Annotated in this window: 15 protein-coding genes; 11 read left to right on the top strand and 4 right to left on the bottom strand. The window is 62.2% G+C overall.

Features of this window, described 5'->3' with window-relative positions; genetic code table 11:
• Positions 1 to 78: 78 nt before the first annotated feature.
• From mexE to C4J90_RS12835, 3 genes are read left to right on the top strand one after another with little or no spacing between them, the layout of a single operon-like run.
• Positions 79 to 1,320 carry a multidrug efflux RND transporter periplasmic adaptor subunit MexE gene (gene mexE, locus C4J90_RS12845; protein ID WP_124362756.1) on the top strand — a complete coding sequence of 414 codons (1,242 nt, stop codon included), beginning with the start codon at positions 79 to 81 and terminating at the stop codon, positions 1,318 to 1,320.
• A 15-nt stretch (positions 1,321 to 1,335) separates the two neighbouring features.
• Entirely contained in the window at positions 1,336 to 4,515 is a 3,180-nt protein-coding gene (locus C4J90_RS12840) for an efflux RND transporter permease subunit (RefSeq protein WP_124362755.1), read from the top strand.
• Complete coding sequence (locus C4J90_RS12835) at positions 4,512 to 5,927, top strand: efflux transporter outer membrane subunit (RefSeq protein ID WP_124419960.1); 1,416 nt, start codon at positions 4,512 to 4,514, stop codon at positions 5,925 to 5,927. Before C4J90_RS12840 ends, C4J90_RS12835 begins: the two co-directional genes overlap by 4 nt.
• 234 nt (positions 5,928 to 6,161) lie before the next feature.
• On the opposite strand, the gene C4J90_RS12825 is transcribed toward C4J90_RS12835, so the two are convergent.
• Positions 6,162 to 7,178 carry an AraC family transcriptional regulator gene (locus tag C4J90_RS12825; protein WP_124419959.1) on the bottom strand — a complete coding sequence of 339 codons (1,017 nt, stop codon included), beginning with the start codon at positions 7,176 to 7,178 and terminating at the stop codon, positions 6,162 to 6,164.
• Between the two features lie 168 nt (positions 7,179 to 7,346).
• Between C4J90_RS12825 and efeU the strand changes: the two genes are divergently transcribed.
• From efeU to efeO (C4J90_RS12805), 4 genes are read left to right on the top strand one after another with little or no spacing between them, the layout of a single operon-like run.
• The gene (efeU, locus tag C4J90_RS12820) at positions 7,347 to 8,192 is read left to right on the top strand and encodes an iron uptake transporter permease EfeU (protein ID WP_124419958.1); all 846 of its coding nucleotides are present in this window, start codon (positions 7,347 to 7,349) and stop codon (positions 8,190 to 8,192) included.
• Between the two features lie 10 nt (positions 8,193 to 8,202).
• Positions 8,203 to 9,405, top strand: a complete 1,203-nt coding sequence (gene efeO, locus C4J90_RS12815; protein WP_124419957.1) for an iron uptake system protein EfeO — start codon at positions 8,203 to 8,205, stop codon at positions 9,403 to 9,405.
• Between the two features lie 13 nt (positions 9,406 to 9,418).
• Complete coding sequence (gene efeB, locus C4J90_RS12810) at positions 9,419 to 10,723, top strand: iron uptake transporter deferrochelatase/peroxidase subunit (RefSeq protein WP_124419956.1); 1,305 nt, start codon at positions 9,419 to 9,421, stop codon at positions 10,721 to 10,723.
• Positions 10,724 to 10,749: 26 nt separating this feature from the next.
• Positions 10,750 to 11,568, top strand: coding sequence for an iron uptake system protein EfeO (gene efeO, locus C4J90_RS12805; RefSeq protein ID WP_124419955.1), 819 nt, complete (start codon positions 10,750 to 10,752; stop codon positions 11,566 to 11,568).
• 184 nt (positions 11,569 to 11,752) lie between these two features.
• On the opposite strand, the gene pssA is transcribed toward efeO (C4J90_RS12805), so the two are convergent.
• Positions 11,753 to 13,096: a CDP-diacylglycerol--serine O-phosphatidyltransferase gene (gene pssA, locus C4J90_RS12800; protein ID WP_124419954.1), complete on the bottom strand. Its 1,344-nt coding sequence runs from the start codon at positions 13,094 to 13,096 to the stop codon at positions 11,753 to 11,755.
• A 125-nt stretch (positions 13,097 to 13,221) separates the two neighbouring features.
• Here pssA and C4J90_RS12795 point away from each other — a divergent pair, with 125 nt between their 5' ends.
• Together C4J90_RS12795 and C4J90_RS12790 are read left to right on the top strand one after the other, a co-directional pair.
• Entirely contained in the window at positions 13,222 to 13,785 is a 564-nt protein-coding gene (locus C4J90_RS12795) for a TetR/AcrR family transcriptional regulator (protein WP_124419953.1), read from the top strand.
• 42 nt (positions 13,786 to 13,827) lie between these two features.
• Positions 13,828 to 14,307, top strand: a complete 480-nt coding sequence (locus C4J90_RS12790; protein ID WP_124414637.1) for a nuclear transport factor 2 family protein — start codon at positions 13,828 to 13,830, stop codon at positions 14,305 to 14,307.
• A gap of 132 nt (positions 14,308 to 14,439) precedes the next feature.
• Here C4J90_RS12790 and C4J90_RS12785 read toward each other — a convergent pair whose 3' ends face one another.
• Together C4J90_RS12785 and C4J90_RS12780 are read right to left on the bottom strand one after the other, a co-directional pair.
• On the bottom strand, positions 14,440 to 15,597 hold the full coding sequence (locus C4J90_RS12785) for a PQQ-dependent sugar dehydrogenase (protein ID WP_124419952.1): 1,158 nt from the start codon (positions 15,595 to 15,597) through the stop codon (positions 14,440 to 14,442).
• An 11-nt stretch (positions 15,598 to 15,608) separates the two neighbouring features.
• On the bottom strand, positions 15,609 to 15,935 hold the full coding sequence (locus tag C4J90_RS12780) for a hypothetical protein (RefSeq protein WP_124419951.1): 327 nt from the start codon (positions 15,933 to 15,935) through the stop codon (positions 15,609 to 15,611).
• A 186-nt stretch (positions 15,936 to 16,121) separates the two neighbouring features.
• Here C4J90_RS12780 and C4J90_RS12775 point away from each other — a divergent pair, with 186 nt between their 5' ends.
• Together C4J90_RS12775 and ligD are read left to right on the top strand one after the other, a co-directional pair.
• Positions 16,122 to 16,961: a Ku protein gene (locus C4J90_RS12775; protein WP_124362743.1), complete on the top strand. Its 840-nt coding sequence runs from the start codon at positions 16,122 to 16,124 to the stop codon at positions 16,959 to 16,961.
• A gap of 24 nt (positions 16,962 to 16,985) precedes the next feature.
• A complete protein-coding gene (gene ligD, locus C4J90_RS12770) occupies positions 16,986 to 19,517 on the top strand; it encodes a DNA ligase D (RefSeq protein WP_124419950.1) in 2,532 nt (843 codons plus the stop codon).
• The last annotated feature ends 12 nt before the right edge of the window (positions 19,518 to 19,529 follow it).

Genomic DNA, 19,529 nt, shown 5'->3' with positions numbered 1-19,529 from the left:
CTTTGCTTCATTCGATTCGTGACATACCGTCTCCCCGCGCATGATCCGTCCATCTCAATACATTGGCGGATGCACCTCATGGAACAGTCACTCAAACATTTGCGCTTCCCCCTGGCGATCCTGGCCGTGGTGGTGATGAGCGCATGCGGCAAGACCCCGGACCAAGCGGCCGCCATGCCAGCGGCGAAAGTCAGCGTGGCCAAGGTACTTGAGCAGCCGGTCAACGAGTGGGATGAATTCACCGGGCGCTTGGAAGCACCGGAAACCGTACAGATTCGTCCACGCGTGTCGGGCCAGATTGACCAAGTCGCTTTCACCGAAGGCGCTTTGGTCAAGAAAGGCGACCTGCTGTTCCAGATCGATCCACGTCCGTTCCAGGCCGAGGTACGCCGCCTCGAAGCCCAGTTGGCGCAAACGAAAGCCGCCGCCACCCGCAGCGATAACGAAGCGCAACGCGGCGACCGCCTGCGCCAGAGCAATGCGATTTCCGCCGAACTGGCCGACTCGCGCACCACCGCCGCCCAGGAAGCCCGCGCCGCTGTTGCCGGGATCCAGGCGCAGTTGGATTTGGCCAAGTTGAACCTGAGCTTTACCCGCGTCACGTCGCCGATCAGCGGCCGCGTCAGCCGCGCCGAGATCACCGCCGGCAACCTGGTGACCGCCGACACTACCGCGCTGACCAGCGTGGTCTCCACCGACAAGGTCTACGCCTACTTCGACGCCGATGAGCGTGTGTTCCTCAAGTACACCGAGCTGGCCCGTCAAGGCCGTCGCGGCGCGACCACTCCGGTGTACCTGGGCCTGTCGAATGAAACCGGCAACCCGCACCTGGGCCAGATGAACTTCGTCGACAACCAGGTCAACCCGGCCACCGGCACCATCCGTGGGCGCGCGGTGTTCGATAACAGCAAGGGCGAATACACCCCTGGCCTGTATGCGCGCTTGAAGCTGGTGGGCAGCGGCACCTACTCCGCCGTGCTGATCAACGACGAAGCCGTGGGCACCGACCTGGGCAAGAAGTTCGTGCTGGTGATGGAGGGCGACAAGCCCGCCTATCGCGCCGTGGAACTGGGGCCGAAGATCGAAGGCCTGCGCATCGTGCGCAGCGGCTTGAACAAGGACGACACCATTATCGTCAAGGGCCTGCAGCGCGCACGCCCAGGTTCGCCGGTCGCACCGGAAACCATTCCGATGGCCAGCCAGGAAACCCTCGCCGCCTTGGCCCAACAACGACAAGCGCTTGAAGCCAGCAACCTGGAGCAAGTGGCGCCGGAAAAACCCGCGCCCAAGCTCGCCAGCAGCGCGACTCCACGCGGTTAAGGGATACGACTCAAGATGAATTTTTCCAAGTTCTTCATTTCGCGGCCGATCTTCGCAGCGGTGCTGTCGCTGTTGATCCTGATCGCCGGTGCAATCTCGCTGTTCCAACTGCCCATCAGTGAGTACCCGGAAGTGGTGCCGCCGACCGTGGTGGTACGCGCCAACTTCCCCGGCGCCAACCCTAAAGTCATCGGCGAAACCGTGGCGGCTCCGCTGGAGCAAGCCATTACCGGTGTCGAGAACATGTTGTACATGTCCTCGCAATCGACCGCCGACGGCAAGCTGACCCTGACCATCACCTTCGCCCTGGGCACCGACCTGGACAACGCGCAGGTGCAGGTGCAAAACCGGGTGACGCGGACTCAGCCAAAACTGCCTGAGGAAGTGACGCGCATCGGTATCACCGTGGACAAGGCCTCTCCCGACCTGACCATGGTGGTGCACTTGACCTCCCCGGATCAGCGTTACGACATGCTGTACCTGTCCAACTACGCGATCCTCAATATCAAGGATGAGCTGGCCCGCCTGGGCGGCGTCGGCGACGTGCAGTTGTTCGGCATGGGCGACTACTCGCTGCGCGTCTGGCTGGACCCGAACAAGACCGCTTCGCGCAACCTGACCGCAACCGATGTGGTCAACGCGATCCGCGAACAGAACCGTCAAGTGGCCGCCGGTGCCCTGGGCGCCCAGCCGGCGCCGAGTGACACCAGCTTCCAGTTGTCGGTGAATACTCAGGGCCGCCTGGTCACCGAGGAGGAGTTCGAGAACATTGTGATTCGCGCCGGCGCCAACGGTGAGATCACCCGTCTGAAGGACATCGCCCGGGTCGAGCTGGGCTCCAGCCAATACGCGCTGCGCTCGTTGATCGATAACCAGCCTGCCGTCGCGATTCCGATTTTCCAGCGTCCGGGCTCCAACGCCATCGATATCTCCAACGATGTGCGCGCCAAGATGGCCGAGCTGAAAAAAGGCTTCCCGGCCGGCATGGATTACCGCATCGCCTATGACCCGACGATCTTTGTACGCGGCTCCATCGAAGCGGTGGTGCACACCCTGTTCGAAGCGCTGATCCTCGTGGTGCTGGTGGTGATCCTGTTCCTGCAGACCTGGCGCGCCTCGATCATTCCCTTGGTGGCGGTGCCGGTGTCGTTGATCGGTACGTTTGCGGTGATGCACCTGTTCGGGTTCTCACTCAATGCCTTGTCGCTGTTCGGCTTGGTACTGGCCATCGGCATCGTGGTGGACGACGCCATCGTGGTGGTGGAGAACGTCGAACGTAATATCGAACTGGGCCTGGAGCCGTTCCCGGCCACCGAAAAAGCCATGCGCGAAGTGACCGGCCCGATCGTCGCCACGGCGCTGGTGCTGTGTGCGGTGTTCATTCCGGCCGCCTTTATCAGTGGCTTGACCGGGCAGTTCTACAAACAGTTTGCCTTGACCATTGCCATCTCGACGGTGATCTCGGCATTCAACTCGCTGACGCTGTCCCCTGCCCTGGCGGCCGTGTTGCTGCGCGCCCACGACGCACCGAAGGATCGTTTCTCCAGGTTCCTCGACAAAATCTTCGGCGGCTGGCTGTTCCGTCCCTTCAACCGCTTTTTCGAAAAGGCCAGCCATGGCTACGTCGGTACCGTGCGCCGGGTGATTCGCGGCACGGGTATCGCGCTGTTCGTGTACGCCGGCCTGATGGTGCTGACATTCTTCGGGTTTGCCCACACGCCGACCGGTTTCGTACCGGCCCAGGACAAGCAATACCTGGTGGCCTTCGCCCAACTGCCCGACGCGGCGAGCCTGGACCGTACCGAAAGCGTGATGAAGCGCATGTCGGACATCGCCCTGAAACAGCCCGGCGTGGAAAGCGCGATTGCGTTCCCTGGCCTGTCGATCAACGGTTTCACCAACAGCCCGAACAGCGGCATCGTGTTCGTGACCCTGAAACCGTTCGACGAGCGTAAAGACGCGAGCATGTCGGCGGGTGCGATTGCCGGTGCGCTGAACGGCCAGTACGCCAGTATCGAAGAAGCCTATATGGCGATCTTCCCGCCGCCGCCGGTGCAAGGCCTGGGCACGATCGGTGGGTTCCGCCTGCAGATCGAAGACCGTGGCAACCTCGGCTATGACGAGCTGTACAAAGAAGTGCAGAACGTCATCACCAAAAGCCACGGCGTGCCTGAGCTGTTCGGCCTGTTCACCAGCTACACGGTCAACGTGCCGCAAGTCGATGCCGCCATCGACCGTGAAAAGGCCAAGACCCACGGCGTGGCAATCAGCGACATCTTCGACACGCTGCAGGTCTACCTGGGTTCGTTGTACGCCAACGACTTCAACCGCTTCGGGCGTACCTACCAGGTCAACGTGCAGGCCGAGCAACAGTTCCGCCAGGACTCCGACCAGATCGGCCAGCTGAAAGTGCGTAACAACAAAGGCGAGATGATCCCCCTGGCGACCTTCATCAAGGTCAGCGACACCTCGGGGCCGGACCGCGTGATGCACTACAACGGCTTTATCACCGCTGAAATCAACGGCAACGCCGCACCGGGCTACAGCTCCGGCCAGGCCCAGGCCGCGATTGAAAAACTGCTCAAGGATGAACTGCCCAACGGCATGACCTACGAGTGGACCGACCTGACCTATCAGCAAATCCTCTCGGGCAACACCGCGCTGTTCGTGTTCCCGCTCTGCGTACTGCTGGCGTTCCTGGTACTGGCCGCCCAATACGAAAGCTGGAGCCTGCCACTGGCGGTGATCCTGATCGTACCGATGACGCTGCTGTCGGCCATCACCGGGGTGATCATCTCCGGCGGCGACAACAACATCTTCACCCAGATCGGCCTGATCGTACTGGTGGGCCTGGCCTGCAAGAACGCGATCCTGATCGTCGAGTTCGCCAAGGATAAACAGCAGGAAGGCCTCGACCCGCTCGCCGCGGTACTGGAAGCCTGCCGCTTGCGTCTGCGGCCGATCCTGATGACCTCGTTCGCCTTCATCATGGGTGTGGTGCCACTGGTGTTGTCCAGCGGTGCCGGTGCCGAGATGCGGCATGCCATGGGCGTGGCGGTGTTCTCCGGGATGATCGGGGTGACCTTCTTCGGTCTGTTGCTGACGCCGGTGTTCTACGTACTGATCCGTCGCTATGTGGAGCGCAGCGAAGCGCGCAAAGCGGCCAAGGCCTTGAAGCTGGAGACACAGCAATGAGCGTGAAAGTATTCCTGCCGAGCTTGCTGGTACTGGCGCTGAGCGCCTGTGCCGTGGGCCCGGACTACAAAGCCCAGACCCCGGAAGCGGCCAACATCACGGCCGCCGCCGATGCCAAGCAATATGACCATGCCAGGTTCGAAGGCATCTGGTGGCAGCAGTTCGAGGACCCGACCCTCAACCAGTTGGTCACCCAGTCGCTGCAGGGCAACCGCGACCTGCGCGTCGCCTTTGCCCGTCTGCGTGCGTCCCGTGCGATCCGCGATGACGCCAGCAACGACGCCATGCCGACCATCACCAGCCGCGTCAGCAGTGACCAGGGCAAGGGCCAGATTCCCGGCCAGACCACCCGCCGCGTCAAGACCGAGCGCTACGACCTCGGCCTGGACATGGCCTGGGAACTGGACCTGTTCGGTCGCATCCAGCGCAACCTGGAAGCCACCGACGCCGACCAGCAGGCCGCTGAGGCTGACTTGTACCAGCTGCAAGTCACCATGATCGCTGAACTGGTGGATGCCTACGGTCAACTGCGTGGCGCGCAACTGCGTGAACGCATTGCCCTGGACAACCTGAAAAACCAGCAGGACTCCCGCGGCATCACCGTCAGCCTGCGCGATGCCGGCGTGGGCGACCAACTCGACGTGGAACGCGCCGATGCGCGCCTCGCGGCGGTGGAAGCCAGCGTGCCGCAACTGCAGGCCGAGCAAGTGCGCGAGCGTAACCGCATCGCCACCCTCCTCGGCCAACGCCCCGACAAACTGAGCGTGGACCTGAGCCCGAAAGACCTGCCAGCGATTGCCAAGGCGCTGCCGATCGGCGACCCGGGGCAACTGCTGCAACGGCGCCCGGACATCCTCAGCGCCGAGCGCAAACTGGCGGCCGCCACCGCACGCATCGGCGTGGCCAAGGCCGACCTGTTCCCACGGGTCAGCCTCAGCGGCTTCCTCGGCTTCACCGCCGGGCGCGGCTCGCAGATCGGCTCGTCCGCCGCCAATGCCTGGGCCCTTGGCCCGAGCATCACCTGGGCCGCCTTCGACCTGGGCAGCGTACGCGCCCGCTTGCGCGGCGCGGACGCCGAAGCCGATGGCGCCCTGGCGAACTACGAACAGCAAGTGCTGTTGGCCCTGGAAGAATCTGAAAACGCCTTCAGTGACTACGGCAAGCGTCAGCAACGCCTGGTCTCGCTGATCCGCCAAAGCGAATCCAGCCGCGCCGCCGCCGACCTGGCCGCGATCCGCTACCGCGAAGGCACCGTAGACTTCCTGGTCCTGCTCGACGCCCAACGCGAACGCCTGGCCGCCGAAGACTCCCAGGCCCAGGCCGAAGTGGATCTGTATCGCGGCATCGTTGCGATCTACAAGGCACTGGGAGGTGGCTGGCAGCCGGATACGGTGGTCGCTGCAGCCAAGTGATGTAAAGAGCTCCTTTGGTTGGTCGCATCCAGCCAATTTTTAGCCCTGCGATCGATTCGGTCGCGGGGCTTTTTTTTGCCCGCTTATCAGTCCTGATCGTTCCCACGCTCCGCGTGGCAATGCATCCCGTGACGCTCCGCGTCACCATTGCGCAAGTGCCTGAGTTTTCGCTGAAAGCGGACGCGGAGCGTCCCGGGTGGCATCCCCACGCAGAGCGTGGGAACGATCATTGTTCTACGTTGCGTCGTTAAGAATCAAACTCCGATAATGCCCCGGATTCGACCCGCTCCACTTACGAAACGCCTTATAAAACGAACTCGTATCGGCAAACCCCAATCGCTCGGCAATCTGGGCGAAGCTGATCTGCGGCTCAGCCAGCCACACAATCGCCAGTTCCTTGCGTACGCTGTCCTTGAGGCCCTGGTAGGTCTGGCCTTCCTCTGCCAGGCGGCGGCGCAGGGTGGACGCGGAGATGCACAGGGTGGCGGCAAGGCCGTCGGTCTCCGGCCAGGTGTGTGGGGGCATGTGGCGCAGGTCATGCTTGATGCGGCTGGCAAGGCTTTGCGGGTCGCGGTATTTGACCAGGATATTGGCCGGCGCGTGGCTGAGGAAACGCTGCAATTCCTGTGGGGTTCGTTTGATCGGCAGGTCCAGGCACTCGGCGGAAAAGATCATGCGGGTGCGTGGCCGATCAAAGCGCAAGTTGTCGGAAAACATCACTTGGTAATCATCACAAAAGTCCGGCCGTGCGCAGCGCAATTCGATGGCCAGAATCGGGATGCGCCGCCCCGCCAGCCAGCAGGCGACGCCGTGGACGATCATCCAGTAAGTGAAATAGGTGAACGCGCGCTTGGGCTCGGGCTCCGGTTCGAGCAACACGATTTCCGCCAGGCTTTGTTGGCGCACCAACTGGGCAGGCAGGCGCTCGAGCATCAGCGAGAGAAAATCCAGGCCGATTTCCAGGCCGGCCACCAGGCTCGGTTGTGCCATAGCGGCACGACACAGGAACGCCAGGCTGCCGGTTTTAAGCTTGCGCGGGTCCATGCCAAAAAACTCGTCATCACTGCGCCGTGCGAGCAAACGCCACAAGCGCGCATAGGCGGTGGCGGCCACCCGTGCGCCGGGCTGTTCCAGCAGCACCGGGTCAATCCCGACTTTGCTTAACGCCTCGACGGTGGCCGCGCCCGGCGCACAGCTCTGCAGCAGGGCTTCGCGCACGAGGTGGATGGAGATGGTGTCTTTTTCCGACATGGGCTGTTGGGCAATCCGGCTGCGGTTCGGGTGGCCTGCATGATAAGGGCGGTTGCGCTTCGCCACCACCGTTCAGCCCACGTTCAGCAAAGGTCAATATTTCTTGTTTGGCAATGAGTATCATTATGTTACAACTTAGCCTCCTATCTAGTTACGCCCTGGTGCCCGATGCTCGTTCCTTTTTTAATCATGCTGCGCGAAGGCATTGAAGCGGCGCTGATAGTCGGCATCATCGCCAGCTACCTGCAACAGACCGGGCGCGGCCAGTGGATGCCCGCTGTGTGGATCGGCGTATTTCTCGCGGCTGCGCTGGCGTTGCTGGTGGGCGGCGGGCTGGAACTGGTCAGTGCCGAATTCCCGCAGAAACAGCAGGAATTGTTCGAAGGCATCGTCGGACTGGTCGCGGTGGGCATTCTCAGTTCCATGGTGTTCTGGATGCGCAAGGTGGCGCGCTCGATCAAGCATTCGCTGCATGCGTCCCTCGACCACGCATTGGCCGGCTCCCAACACCAAGTCTTCGCGCTGATCGCCATGGTGTTTTTCGCCGTGGCCCGCGAAGGGCTGGAAACGGTGTTCTTCCTGCTCGCCGTGTTCCAGCAGAGCGAGGGCCCGGGTGCACCTGTCGGCGCCCTGCTCGGCCTGATCCTGGCGATCATCGTCGGTTTCCTGATCTACACCGGCAGCATGCGCCTGAACCTCGGTGCGTTTTTCCGCTGGACCGGCCTGTTCATCCTCGTGGTGGCGGCCGGCATTCTCGCCAACTCGGTGCAAGCCTTGCACGAAGCGGGCGTGTGGAATCACCTGCAGACCGTGCTGTTCGATTTCAGCGCCGCGCTGCCCATGGACAGCCCGCTGGGCTCAGTGCTTGCCGGTATGTTCGGTTATCAGGAAGCGCCGACCGTCAGCACCCTCGGCGCCTATCTGATTTACCTGGTGGTGGCGCTGGTGATGTTCTTCCTGCCGTCGCCTTCGGCCAAGCCCGTCACCTCCACTTCTTCCGTCTCCAGCCAGTAAGGACCGTCTCTTGTCCAACCCAACCCCTCAACCGGCTCCGTCGTCCCGCGCGCTGCGCTGGGCCGTGGCCGGCTCGGTGGTCGTGATGATCGCCGCCGGTGGCCTGTTCTATTACGCCGCGCAGTTGGCTGCCAGCAAGCGCCAGGCCAACCAGAATGAGATCGCGGTGACCATCCACGGCCACGCTTGCGAGCCCAACGCCCTGACGGTGCCCGCCGGGCGTGCGAGTTTTCGCATCATCAACCGCTCCGACCGCGCGGTGGAATGGGAAATCCTCGATGGCGTCCTGGTCGTCGAAGAGCGGGAAAATATTGCCCCCGGCCTGAGCCAGGTGATCAACGCCAATCTGCAGCCCGGCGACTACGCGATCACTTGCGGTCTGCTGAGCAACCCCCGCGGCACCTTGCATGTCACGCCGACTGCGCAATCCGAGGCCCAGGCCAAGGCCAAGCCGTCGATGGTGGCGTTTATCGGGCCGCTGTCGGAGTTCCGCGTTTACCTGAGCGGCCAGGGCACTGCACTGGTGAAGGCGGTCACCGCGTTGCAACACGCGATCGATGCCGGCGACCTCGCCCAGGCCCAAGCCCTGTATGTACCGGCCCGCGAAGCCTACCAACGGTTGGCGCCGGCATCGCAACGCCTGGCCGAGCTGGACAACGCGATCAACGCCCGCGCCGACTATTTTGAAAAGCGCGAGCAAGACCCGGCCTTCAGTGGCTTCCATCGCCTGGAATACAGCCTGTTTCAGCAGCGCAGCCTCGACGGCCTGGCGCCCGTCGCACAGCGGTTGGTCAACGACGTCAGCACCCTCAAGCAACAGCTGCTGGCCCAATCCCTGCCACCGGAGCAACTGGTGAGCATTGTGGTGCGCAACCTCAATAGCCTGGCGGATGTACGCGCCAACAGCGGTGAGGAGGAACGCTACAGCCACATCGACCTCAACGGTTTTGCCGCCAACCTGGAGGTTGCCCACAAGATCGTCGCGCTGATGCGGCCGCTGTTGGCCAAGTCCGCCGCCGAGCTGCTCCCCAACGTCGACAGCGCCCTTGCCGCCTTTGATGCCGAACTCCAAGGCTTCAAGGTCGACAACGGCTACGCCACCTATGACAGCGTGAACGCCGATCAGCGCAAGCAGATCGCCGACAAGGCCAAGGCCCTGGCCGCCGCACTCGATGGAATCGACCCCGCCCTTGGCCTTTCCGGCCTGCAGTGAGACGAACGCATACATGAGTGATTCAGCACAATTTGACCTCCAACGCCGCCGTGTCCTGCTCGGCATGGCCGCCACCGGCGCCGCGATTGCCGGTAGCACCCTGACCTGTCCGGCCATGGCGGCGGCCGCCGAGCAAGTCACCACCGCGCCACGCAGTGACAAGACCCAAGACCACCACGCGTTCTTCGGCAAGCACCAGAGCGGCATCGTCACCCCGCGTCCCGCCTGCGGCATGCTCGTGGCATTCGACGTACTGGCCAGTGACCGTGAAGACCTGGAGCGCCTGTTCCGCACCTTGAACGAGCGCATCGCCTTCCTGATGACCGGCGGCACCGTGCCGCAAGTCGACCCGAAACTGCCGCCCACCGACTCCGGCATCCTCGGCCCGGTGGTGACACCGGATAACCTGACCATCACGGTCTCGGTCGGTGAGTCGTTGTTCGATGAACGCTTCGGCCTCGGCGCGGCCAAGCCCAAGCGCCTGACGCGCATGGTCGGCTTCCCCAACGATGCGCTGGAACCTTCGCAGTGCCACGGCGACCTGAGCCTGCAGTTCAGCTCCAACACCCCGGACACCAACATCCACGCCCTGCGCGACATCGTAAAGAACCTGCCCGACCTGCTGCTGGTGCGCTGGAAACAGGAAGGCAGCGTACCGCCCCAGGCGCCGGCCAAACCCGGCGAGCCGGCGCAGAGTGCGCGTAACTTCCTGGGCTTTCGCGATGGTTCGGCCAACCCCAATTCCAACGACGCCAAGGCCATGGACCAGATCGTGTGGGTGCAGCCAGGCAGTGACGAACCGGCCTGGGCGGCCAACGGCAGCTACCAGGCCGTGCGCATCATCCGTAACTTCGTCGAGCGCTGGGACCGCACCCCACTGCAGGAACAGGAAAGCATCATCGGCCGCATCAAGCCCACCGGCGCGCCGATGGATGGCCAAAAGGAATCCCAGGTCCCGGACTACAGCAAGGACCCGGAAGGCAAGCTGACCAAGCTCGATGCCCACATCCGCCTGGCCAACCCGCGCACTCCGCAGACCCAAGCCAACCTGATCCTGCGGCGGCCGTTCAACTACTCCAACGGCGTCAATAAAAACGGTCAGCTGGACATGGGGCTGTTGTTCATCTGTTACCAGGCTGACCTGGAGAAAGGCTTTATCAGCGTGCAAACCCGGCTCAACGGCGAGCCCTTAGAGGAATACCTCAAGCCCGTCGGCGGCGGCTATTTCTTCACCTTGCCGGGGGTCACGGGGCCCGACGATTTCATCGGGCGCACACTGCTTGCAGCAACGCACCCTCGAACCACTGCCGTTACCTAAAACACACTCAGAGCGGATACCGTCCCATGAAGAAGTCGACCCTCGCGTTGTCGTTGCTGATGACCCTTTCGCCACTGTCCGCCTTTGCCGCCACGGCGCCGCTGGACCTGGTCGGTCCGGTGTCGGACTACAAAATTTATGTCACCGAGGAAATCGGTGAATTGGTCACCCAAACCCAGGCCTTCACCGACGCCGTGAAAAAAGGCGACCTGGCCACCGCCCGGAAACTCTATGCGCCGACCCGCGTGCATTATGAATCCATCGAGCCGATCGCCGAGCTGTTCAGTGACCTCGACGCCTCCATCGACTCACGGGTCGACGATCACGAAAAAGGCGTGAAGGCCGAAGACTTCACCGGCTTTCACCGCATCGAGTACAGCCTGTTCGCTGAAAACACCACCCAGGGCCTAGACGCCCTCACCGACAAGCTCAACAGCGACGTGCTGGACCTGAAAACCCGGGTCGACGGCCTGACCTTCCCACCGGAAAAAGTCGTCGGCGGCGCCGCGGCGTTGCTCGAAGAAGTCGCTGCCACCAAGATTTCCGGCGAAGAAGACCGCTACAGCCATACCGACCTGTACGACTTCCAGGGCAACATCGACGGCGCGAAGAAGATCGTTGACCTGTTCCGTGGCCAGATCGAGAAACAAGACAAGGTATTCCTGGCCAAGGTCGACAAGAACTTCGCCACCGTGGACAAGATCCTGGCCAAGTACAAGACCCCGGACGGCGGTTTTCAGACCTACGACAAGGTCAAGGATAACGACCGCAAGGCCTTGGTTGGCCCGGTCAATACCTTGGCTGAAGACCTGTCGATGCTGCGCGGCAAGTTGGGCCTGAACTAAGCCCGAACACCCAGGCCCTAATGCCAGTCAGCTAATGCCTTTTGTAGGAGCGAGCTTGCTCGCGAAGAACTCAAGCCCCCCGCGCTTATCCAGAATGAACGCGTTGCCTGGGCGTTTTTCGCGAGCAAGCTCGCTCCTACAATGAATCCCTTTCGGCGCCTGGGTGTTTTTTTGCCAGGTGTTTTTACAGAATCCGGTAGAGCAACCGCTCGATGCGCACCCGGCTGACCCGGCGCAGGAACTTGCCCACCGCCACCGGGTAATCCACCAGCGTCTGCAGTTGTTGGTAGCCGGCGATGCGCGTGGTGTGTTGGAAAATATGCGCAAGCTCTTGCGCACGCGGCGCCAACCACTGGCCCTGGGGGTCGTCGATCAGCAAGGCGTTTTCCAGGTCGAGCCGGAACGCCCTGGGGTTGAGGTTATTGCCAGTCAGCAAGGTGTAGCGCTGGTCGACCCACAAGCCTTTAAGGTGGTAACTGTTGTCACCGTCGTGCCACAGGTGCAGATTCAACTGGCCGCTGTCGATCATCGGCTGATGGCGCTTGGCAAAGCGACGCAGGCTGATTTCATACAGATACGGCAACGCCGCGATCACCTTGAAGGGTTCGCTGGGCGGAATGTAGAAGTCGTTGGCGGTCTTGTCGCCGACGATGATGTCGATCTTCACCCCGCGCGCCAGGGCCCGGTTGATCTCGCGCGTCACCGGCAGCGGCAGGTTGAAGTACGGCGTGCAGATAGTCAGTTGCTGCTGGGCGCTGGCAATCAGCTCCAGGATCACCCGGCTGAGCGGGTTGTTTTTGCCGACACCGAGTAACGGGCTGACCTGCAAGTGCCCATTGGGCAACTGCCCGGCGCTGGTGTCATACGCCGCATGCTTGAGGCGGCTGCGCAGGTCACCGATGTCGTTGCGCAGACTGCGGGTGGTGGGCGGGTTGGGCAGGTCGAGGCGATGCACCGCCTTGGACGCGACCAGGCCATGTTCCACGAGGTGCTGCATGGAGTCGGCCAGCGCCTGGCTGTGGATCAGGTGATAACGGTCGAAGCGGTACTTGTCGAATTTGTGCAAGTACACGTTGTTCAGGCTGGCGCCGCTGTACAGCACCGTGTCGTCGATCACAAAACCCTTGAGGTGCAGCACGCCGAACAGCTCGCGGGTTTGCACCGGCACGCCGTACACCGGCACTTCACTGGCGTGACCCTGGGTCATGGCTTGGTACCAGGCGCTATTGCCCGGCTGCTTGCCGGCGCCGATCAGGCCACGCTGGGCGCGCAGCCAGTCGACCACCACGACGATGTCCAACGCCGGCCGTGCGGCTTTGGCGGCGTGCAATGCGTCGTAGATCTCCTGCCCCGCCTCATCCTGCTGCAAGTACAACGCAACGATGTAGATGCGCCGGGTGGCCTGGGGGATTTTCTCCATCAGGCAGCGCCGATAGGCATCGGCGCTGGGCAACACCTCGATGGCATCGGTGGACAGCGGAAAACCGCGCAGTTTAGGCAACAGGGAGCGTTTGAAGAACGACGGCATAAGGCTCGCAATGGGTCGAATCCGAAGAGGCCCAAAGCTTACACCATGGGGGTGCTCAGGTCTCGTCGGCGCACAGGGAAAAATATCCATTGACCAAGAAGAACGATCGTTCTACTGTCTGAGGCATGAACGATATGACTCTTAATGAAACCCGCGATATTATTCTCGACGTCACCGAGAAGTTGATTTATCGCCACGGCATCGCCGCCACCGGCATGGACTTGCTGGTGAAAACCGCCGGCGTCTCGAGAAAAAGCATTTATCGCTACTTCAGCAACAAGGATGAACTGGTGATTGCCGCCCTGCAGCGCCGCGACGAACGCTGGATGCGCTGGCTGCGCACGCAAGTCGAGCGCCATGAAGACAGCGGCGAGCGCCTGCTGGCGCTGTTCAGCGCGCTGAAAAGCTGGTTCGACTCGGCGGATTTTCGCGGCTGCGCCTTTATCAATACCAGTGGCGAAACCGGCAACGCGCAAGCCCCGGTACGCCTGCTGGCCAAGGCTCACAAACAGAAACTGTTCGAGTACGCGCTTGAACTGTGTCAAGCACATGGCACCCCCGACCCGAAGCGGCAGGCCGCGCAGCTGCTGATCCTGATCGATGGCGCCATTACCGTTGCCCTGGTGATGGGCGATTCAACGGCTGCCGATACTGCGCAAGCGATGGCACGGACCCTATTGGGGCTTTGAACTACTGTCGATGCACTTTCATAACTTTTCAGGAGCCGTTCCATGTCCTCTAACCCAGAAGTCCGCCCACCACTACCACCCTTTACCCGCGAGTCGGCGATTGAAAAAGTGCGCCTGGCCGAAGACGGCTGGAACTCACGCGACCCGCAACGGGTGTCGCTGGCTTACACGTTGGACACCCAGTGGCGCAACCGCGCCGAGTTCGCCCATAACCGCGAAGAGGCCAAGGGCTTCCTCACGCGCAAATGGGCCAAAGAGCTGGATTACCGACTGATCAAAGAGCTATGGGCCTTCACCGGCAACCGCATCGCCGTGCGCTATGCCTATGAATGGCACGATGACTCCGGTAACTGGTTTCGTTCGTACGGTAATGAAAACTGGGAGTTTGACGAAAACGGCCTGATGACCAATCGCTTTGCCTGCATCAACGATCTGCCGATCAAGGAAAGTGAACGCAAGTTCCACTGGCCGCTGGGGCGGCGTCCGGATGATCATCCGGGGTTGTCCGAATTAAGTCTGTAGCCCGATCGTTCCCACGCTCCGCGTGGGAATGCCTCCCGGGACGCTCCGCGTCCCTAATACACACAGGTGACGCGGAGCGTCAGGGGCTGCATTCCCACGCGGGAGCGTGGGAACGATCCGCGCGGCTGTTACTCAGTCCTGATTCAGCCCAACTCGATACAGCACCCCATCATCCTCATCCGTGAGCACATACAGATAGCCATCCGGCCCCTGCCGCACATCGCGAATCCGCGCGTTCAAATCACCCAGCAGACGTTCTTCATGGACGACCTTGTCGCCATCGAACTGCAGCCGGATCAGCTCTTTGCTGGCCAGCGCGCCGATAAACAGGTTGTGCTGCCAGGCCTTGAAACGGTCGGCGTCGTAGAACGCCATGCCACTGATCGCTGGTGATTTCTCCCACACATGATGCGGCGCCACGGTGCCTTCAGCGGTCTTGCCCTTGGCCTCGGGGATCGGCGTGAGGGAATAGTTGATGCCGTGCGTCGCCAGCGGCCAGCCGTAGTTCTTGCCGCGTTCGATGATGTTGATTTCATCACCGCCCCGTGGCCCATGTTCGTTTTCCCAGATCGTCCCGCTCCAGGGGTTCAACGCCAGGCCCTGTGGGTTGCGTTGGCCGTAGGACCAGATCTCGGGGCGTACCCCAGGCTGGGCAACAAACGGGTTGTCGTCGGGTACGCGACCATCCGGATAAATGCGTACGACTTTACCTTGCAGCTTGTCCAGGTCCTGGGCGGTGGGCCGCACATTGTTTTCGCCCAGGGTCACGAACAGGTAGCCGTCACGGTCAAACGCCAGGCGCGAGCCGAAGTGGTTGCCGGTGGACAGCTTGGGCTCCTGGCGCAGGATTACCGTGAAGTCCTTCAAGCCGCTCAAGTCATCGGCCAGGCGCCCTCGCCCCACGGCGGTCCCGGCCTTGCCGTCCTGGCCGCCCCCTTCGGCGTACGACAGGTAGACCATGCGGTCTTGCTTGAAGTCGGGCGACAGCACCACGTCGAGCAAACCGCCCTGCCCCTTGGCCCACACCTGGGGCACGCCGGTCAAGGGCGCGGACAGCTTGCCGTCCGGGCTGACAAAGCGCAGCTGGCCGGGAAGCTCGGTCACCAGGAAACCTTGCCTGTCCGGCAGGAATGCCACCGCCCAGGGGCGATTCAGGCCCTTGGCGACCGGCGTCGCAGTGATGCTGCCTTGTTCACTGGGAAACTGTCGGGCATCGGCGGCTTGAACCGCAGCCATTGGCAGCAGCGTGGTTGCGCAAAGAGCGGCTAGCAGGGTTTTGCGTAGAAACATAAGACGGATCCTTACCGGCGATTGCCGTTGGCATCATAGGTGGGAGCTTTGGTTTCGGTATTCGGGCGACTGGGCGCGGCGTCACGCTTGGGATAACTGTTGCCGATTCCGCCGTTTTCCACGGTGGGCCGAGGTTGGGTCGGCGCGGTCTGGATACCGCGAACGGCCGGCGCATTGGGCTGGGTGCCCTGCATGCTGTTGGGGTTGGCCCGGTGGATAGGGCTGTTGTTGGAGTCGTAACGACCCGGCAGGTTTTGCGCCTGGGCCAATGGCACCAGGGCCAGGCCCGAAGCCAGCGCTGCAACCAGCCCTGCAAGATGACGCACATAACGGTTCATGACGATGCCTCTCTATGCCGAGGAGTACGTGCTTTCGATAACACGCTACCCCAGGGGTTCGTCTGGCGACATTAAATAGTTGCTCATCAGGTGTAACACGATCTGTCCAAGCATCCGCTCGCCGAAACTTTTGCCCAGGCCCACGAGTCACCAGAACACAGGCTTATCTTTGAAGGAGAGGTACTTATGCCCCGGGCAATCTGGAAAGGCGCCATCAGTTTCGGTTTGGTTCACATCCCGGTGTCGCTGGTGTCGGCGACGTCTGCCCAAGGCGTCGATTTTGACTGGCTGGACAAACGCAGCATGGACCCGGTGGGCTACAAGCGCATCAACAAGGCCACGGGCAAGGAAATCACCAAGGAAAATATCGTCAAGGGCGTAGCTTATGAAAAAGGCCGCTACGTAGTGCTCAGCGAAGATGAGATCCGCTCAGCCCACCCCAAGTCGACCCAAACCATCGAAATCATCGCCTTTGTCGCCAGCGACCAGATCCCCCTGCAAAACATCGACACGCCCTACTTCCTGGCCCCGGATAAACGCGGCGGCAAGGTCTATGCGCTGCTGCGCGAAACCCTGAAGAAAACCGGCAAGGTCGCCCTGGCCAATGTGGTGTTGCATACCAAGCAGCACCTTGCCGCATTGATGCCGCTGGAGTCGGCCCTGGTGCTGGTCATGCTGCGCTGGCCCGCCGAGGTGCGCAGCCTGGATGAGCTGGAACTTGGCAGCGATGTGACCAAACCCACCCTGGCCAAGGGCGAGTTGGACATGGCCAAGCGCCTGGTGGAAGACATGAGCGCCGACTGGCAACCCGAGGAATACCGCGACAGCTTCCAGGAAAAAATCATGGCGCTGGTGGAGAAAAAGGCCAAGGCCGGCAAGATCGAAGACGTGGAATCGACCGAAGGCAGCGAAGAGCGCAAATCGGCCGATGTGATCGACCTGACGGAACTGCTCAAGCGCAGCCTTGCGGGCAAACCTGCGGCGAAAAAACCCGCTGCGAAGAAATCCAACAAAAAGGCCTCTTGAGCCTGCCATTGGCTGGAGAACGACATGGCAAAGCCCCTGAGCGAGTACAACCGTAAACGCGACTTCGGGATTACCGCCGAACCCGCCGGCGACTCACCGGCCGGCAAGCGCAAAGCCTCGGCCCTGAGCTTTGTGATCCAGAAACATGATGCGCGTAACCTGCACTATGACTTTCGCCTGGAACTCGACGGCGTGCTGTTGAGCTGGGCGGTGCCCAAAGGCCCGAGCCTGGACCCGAGCCAGAAGCGCCTGGCGGTCCACGTTGAAGACCACCCACTGAGTTACGGTGGCTTCGAGGGCAGTATTCCCGCCGGCCAATACGGCGCCGGGGATGTCATCGTGTGGGACCGCGGCATCTGGCAACCCCATGACGATCCGCACAAGGCCTACGCGGCCGGCAAACTCAAATTCAGCCTGGTCGGCGAAAAACTCTCGGGGGACTGGACCTTGGTGCGCACCCGGCTCAAGGGCAGCGGCGACAAGCAACAGTGGCTGCTGATCAAGGAAAAGGACCAGCAGGCACGGCCCATCGCCGAATACGATATTGTCCAGGCCGAACCCGCCAGCGTGCTGAGCGACGCGGTGGTCGGCAAGCCCAAGGCCAAGGCTCAGGCGAAAACCAAAGCGGCACCCAAAGCAGCTCCCAAGGCGAGCACGCGCAAGCAGGCCACCGCCGTGCCCGAGCAGTTCTCCCCGCAACTGGCCACCCTGGTCGATCGGGCACCGGAAGGTGACTGGCAGTACGAGATCAAGTTCGACGGTTACCGCATCCTCGCGCGCATCCAAGGAGGTGAAGTGCGCCTGTTCACCCGCAACGGGCACGACTGGACCGAGCGCCTGCCGCGTCAGGCCAAGGCTTTGCAAGCGCTCAAGCTCAAGGACAGCTGGCTGGACGGCGAGGTGGTCAGCCTCAACGGCGACGGCCTGCCGGATTTCCAGGCGTTGCAGAATGCCTTCGACATCGGCCGCAGCCTCGACATCGTCTATTACCTGTTCGACGCGCCCTTTCTGAATGGCCGCGATCAGCGCGAAGACCCGGTCGAAACGCGTCGCGCCGCGCTCAAATCCGCGCTGTCCGCCAGCAAGAGCAAGCTGCTGCGCTTCTCCGAAGCGTTTGCGGCCAACCACCGCGACATTTTCGAAAGCGCCTGCGACCTGGCCCTGGAAGGCGTCATCGGCAAGCGTGCCGGCAGCCCTTACGTGTCCAGGCGCAGTGACGACTGGATCAAGCTCAAATGCCGCTTGCGCCAGGAGTTTGTGATTGTCGGTTATACCCGCCCCCAAGGCTCGCGCACCGGGTTTGGCGCGCTGCTGTTGGCGGTCAACGGCGACGCCGGGCTGGTATACGCCGGGCGCGTGGGCACCGGCTTCGACCAGGCATCGCTGAAAGCCATCTACACCAAGCTCACCGCGCTCGAGCGCGACGACTCGCCACTGCAAAAGCCGTTGACCAGCGCCCAGGCGCGTGGCGTGCAATGGGTCGAACCGAGCCTGGTCGGCGAAGTGCAATTTGCCGAATGGACCCGTGAAGGCGTGGTGCGCCAGGCCGCGTTTGTGGGCATGCGCACCGACAAGCCCGCCGCGCAGATCATTCACGAACTGCCGCGCGCGGCCAAATCGGTCAAGGCGCCTGTGGCGAAAAAAACCGAGAAGCAGGTGAAAACCGTGAAGGACCTGAAAATCACCCACCCTGATCGCGTCATCGACAAGCAGAGCGGTACGCAAAAGCAGCAACTGGCACAGTTCTACGCCGACACCAGCGCATGGATCCTGCCGTTCCTGCGCAACCGGCCCGTGTCGCTGCTCAGGGCGCCGGAGGGCATCGAAGGCGAACAGTTCTTCCAGAAGCACATCGAACGCATGACGATCCCGCACATCAAGCAACTGGACCAGGCCCTGGACCCCGGCCATGCACGCCTGATGGAAATAGACACTGCAGACGCCCTGGTCGGCGCCGTGCAAATGGGCACGGTCGAGCTGCACACCTGGGGCGCCACCACGGACAAGATCGAAACCCCCGACCTGTTCGTACTCGACCTCGACCCGGACCCCGCCCTGCCCTGGAAGGCCATGCTGGAAGCTGCGCAACTGACCCTCTCGGTGCTGGATGAATTGGGCTTGCAGGCCTTCGTCAAAACCAGCGGTGGCAAAGGCTTGCACCTGATCGTACCGCTGGCCCGGCGAGACGACTGGGACAGCGTGAAAGCCTTCGCCAAGGCCATCGCCCAATTCATGACCCAGCAACTGCCCGAGCGCTTCACCGCCACCAGCGGCCCGAAAAACCGCGTGGGCAAAATCTTCATCGATTATCTGCGCAACGCCCGGGGCGCCAGCACGGTAGCCGCTTACTCCGTGCGGGCGCGACCCGGCCTACCGGTTTCGGTACCGATCAGCCGGGAAGAGTTGAATGGGTTGCGCAGTTCCCAGCAATGGACAGTCGCCAACCTGCACGAACGCTTGCAGAGTTTGAAGACCGACCCCTGGGCCGGCTATGCCAATCGACAGAAGATCAGCAAGAAGATGTGGGACAAGCTGGGCGCCAAACCACCGAAGTGATCCGCGCCACGG

This window comes from Pseudomonas sp. R2-60-08W (assembly GCF_003852335.1).
Taxonomy (GTDB): Bacteria; Pseudomonadota; Gammaproteobacteria; order Pseudomonadales; family Pseudomonadaceae; genus Aquipseudomonas.
The sequence above is the reverse complement of the archived record's forward strand: the minus strand, read 5'-3'. Positions and strand labels throughout refer to the sequence as shown.

Coding starts and splice junctions, on each gene's coding strand:
- mexE (WP_124362756.1), top strand. CDS start 79: ATGGAACAGTCACTCAAACATTTGCGCTTCCCCCTGGCGATCCTGGCC.
- C4J90_RS12840 (WP_124362755.1), top strand. CDS start 1,336: ATGAATTTTTCCAAGTTCTTCATTTCGCGGCCGATCTTCGCAGCGGTG.
- C4J90_RS12835 (WP_124419960.1), top strand. CDS start 4,512: ATGAGCGTGAAAGTATTCCTGCCGAGCTTGCTGGTACTGGCGCTGAGC.
- C4J90_RS12825 (WP_124419959.1), bottom strand. CDS start 7,178: ATGTCGGAAAAAGACACCATCTCCATCCACCTCGTGCGCGAAGCCCTG.
- efeU (WP_124419958.1), top strand. CDS start 7,347: ATGCTCGTTCCTTTTTTAATCATGCTGCGCGAAGGCATTGAAGCGGCG.
- efeB (WP_124419956.1), top strand. CDS start 9,419: ATGAGTGATTCAGCACAATTTGACCTCCAACGCCGCCGTGTCCTGCTC.
- efeO (WP_124419955.1), top strand. CDS start 10,750: ATGAAGAAGTCGACCCTCGCGTTGTCGTTGCTGATGACCCTTTCGCCA.
- pssA (WP_124419954.1), bottom strand. CDS start 13,096: ATGCCGTCGTTCTTCAAACGCTCCCTGTTGCCTAAACTGCGCGGTTTT.
- C4J90_RS12795 (WP_124419953.1), top strand. CDS start 13,222: ATGAACGATATGACTCTTAATGAAACCCGCGATATTATTCTCGACGTC.
- C4J90_RS12790 (WP_124414637.1), top strand. CDS start 13,828: ATGTCCTCTAACCCAGAAGTCCGCCCACCACTACCACCCTTTACCCGC.
- C4J90_RS12785 (WP_124419952.1), bottom strand. CDS start 15,597: ATGTTTCTACGCAAAACCCTGCTAGCCGCTCTTTGCGCAACCACGCTG.
- C4J90_RS12780 (WP_124419951.1), bottom strand. CDS start 15,935: ATGAACCGTTATGTGCGTCATCTTGCAGGGCTGGTTGCAGCGCTGGCT.
- C4J90_RS12775 (WP_124362743.1), top strand. CDS start 16,122: ATGCCCCGGGCAATCTGGAAAGGCGCCATCAGTTTCGGTTTGGTTCAC.
- ligD (WP_124419950.1), top strand. CDS start 16,986: ATGGCAAAGCCCCTGAGCGAGTACAACCGTAAACGCGACTTCGGGATT.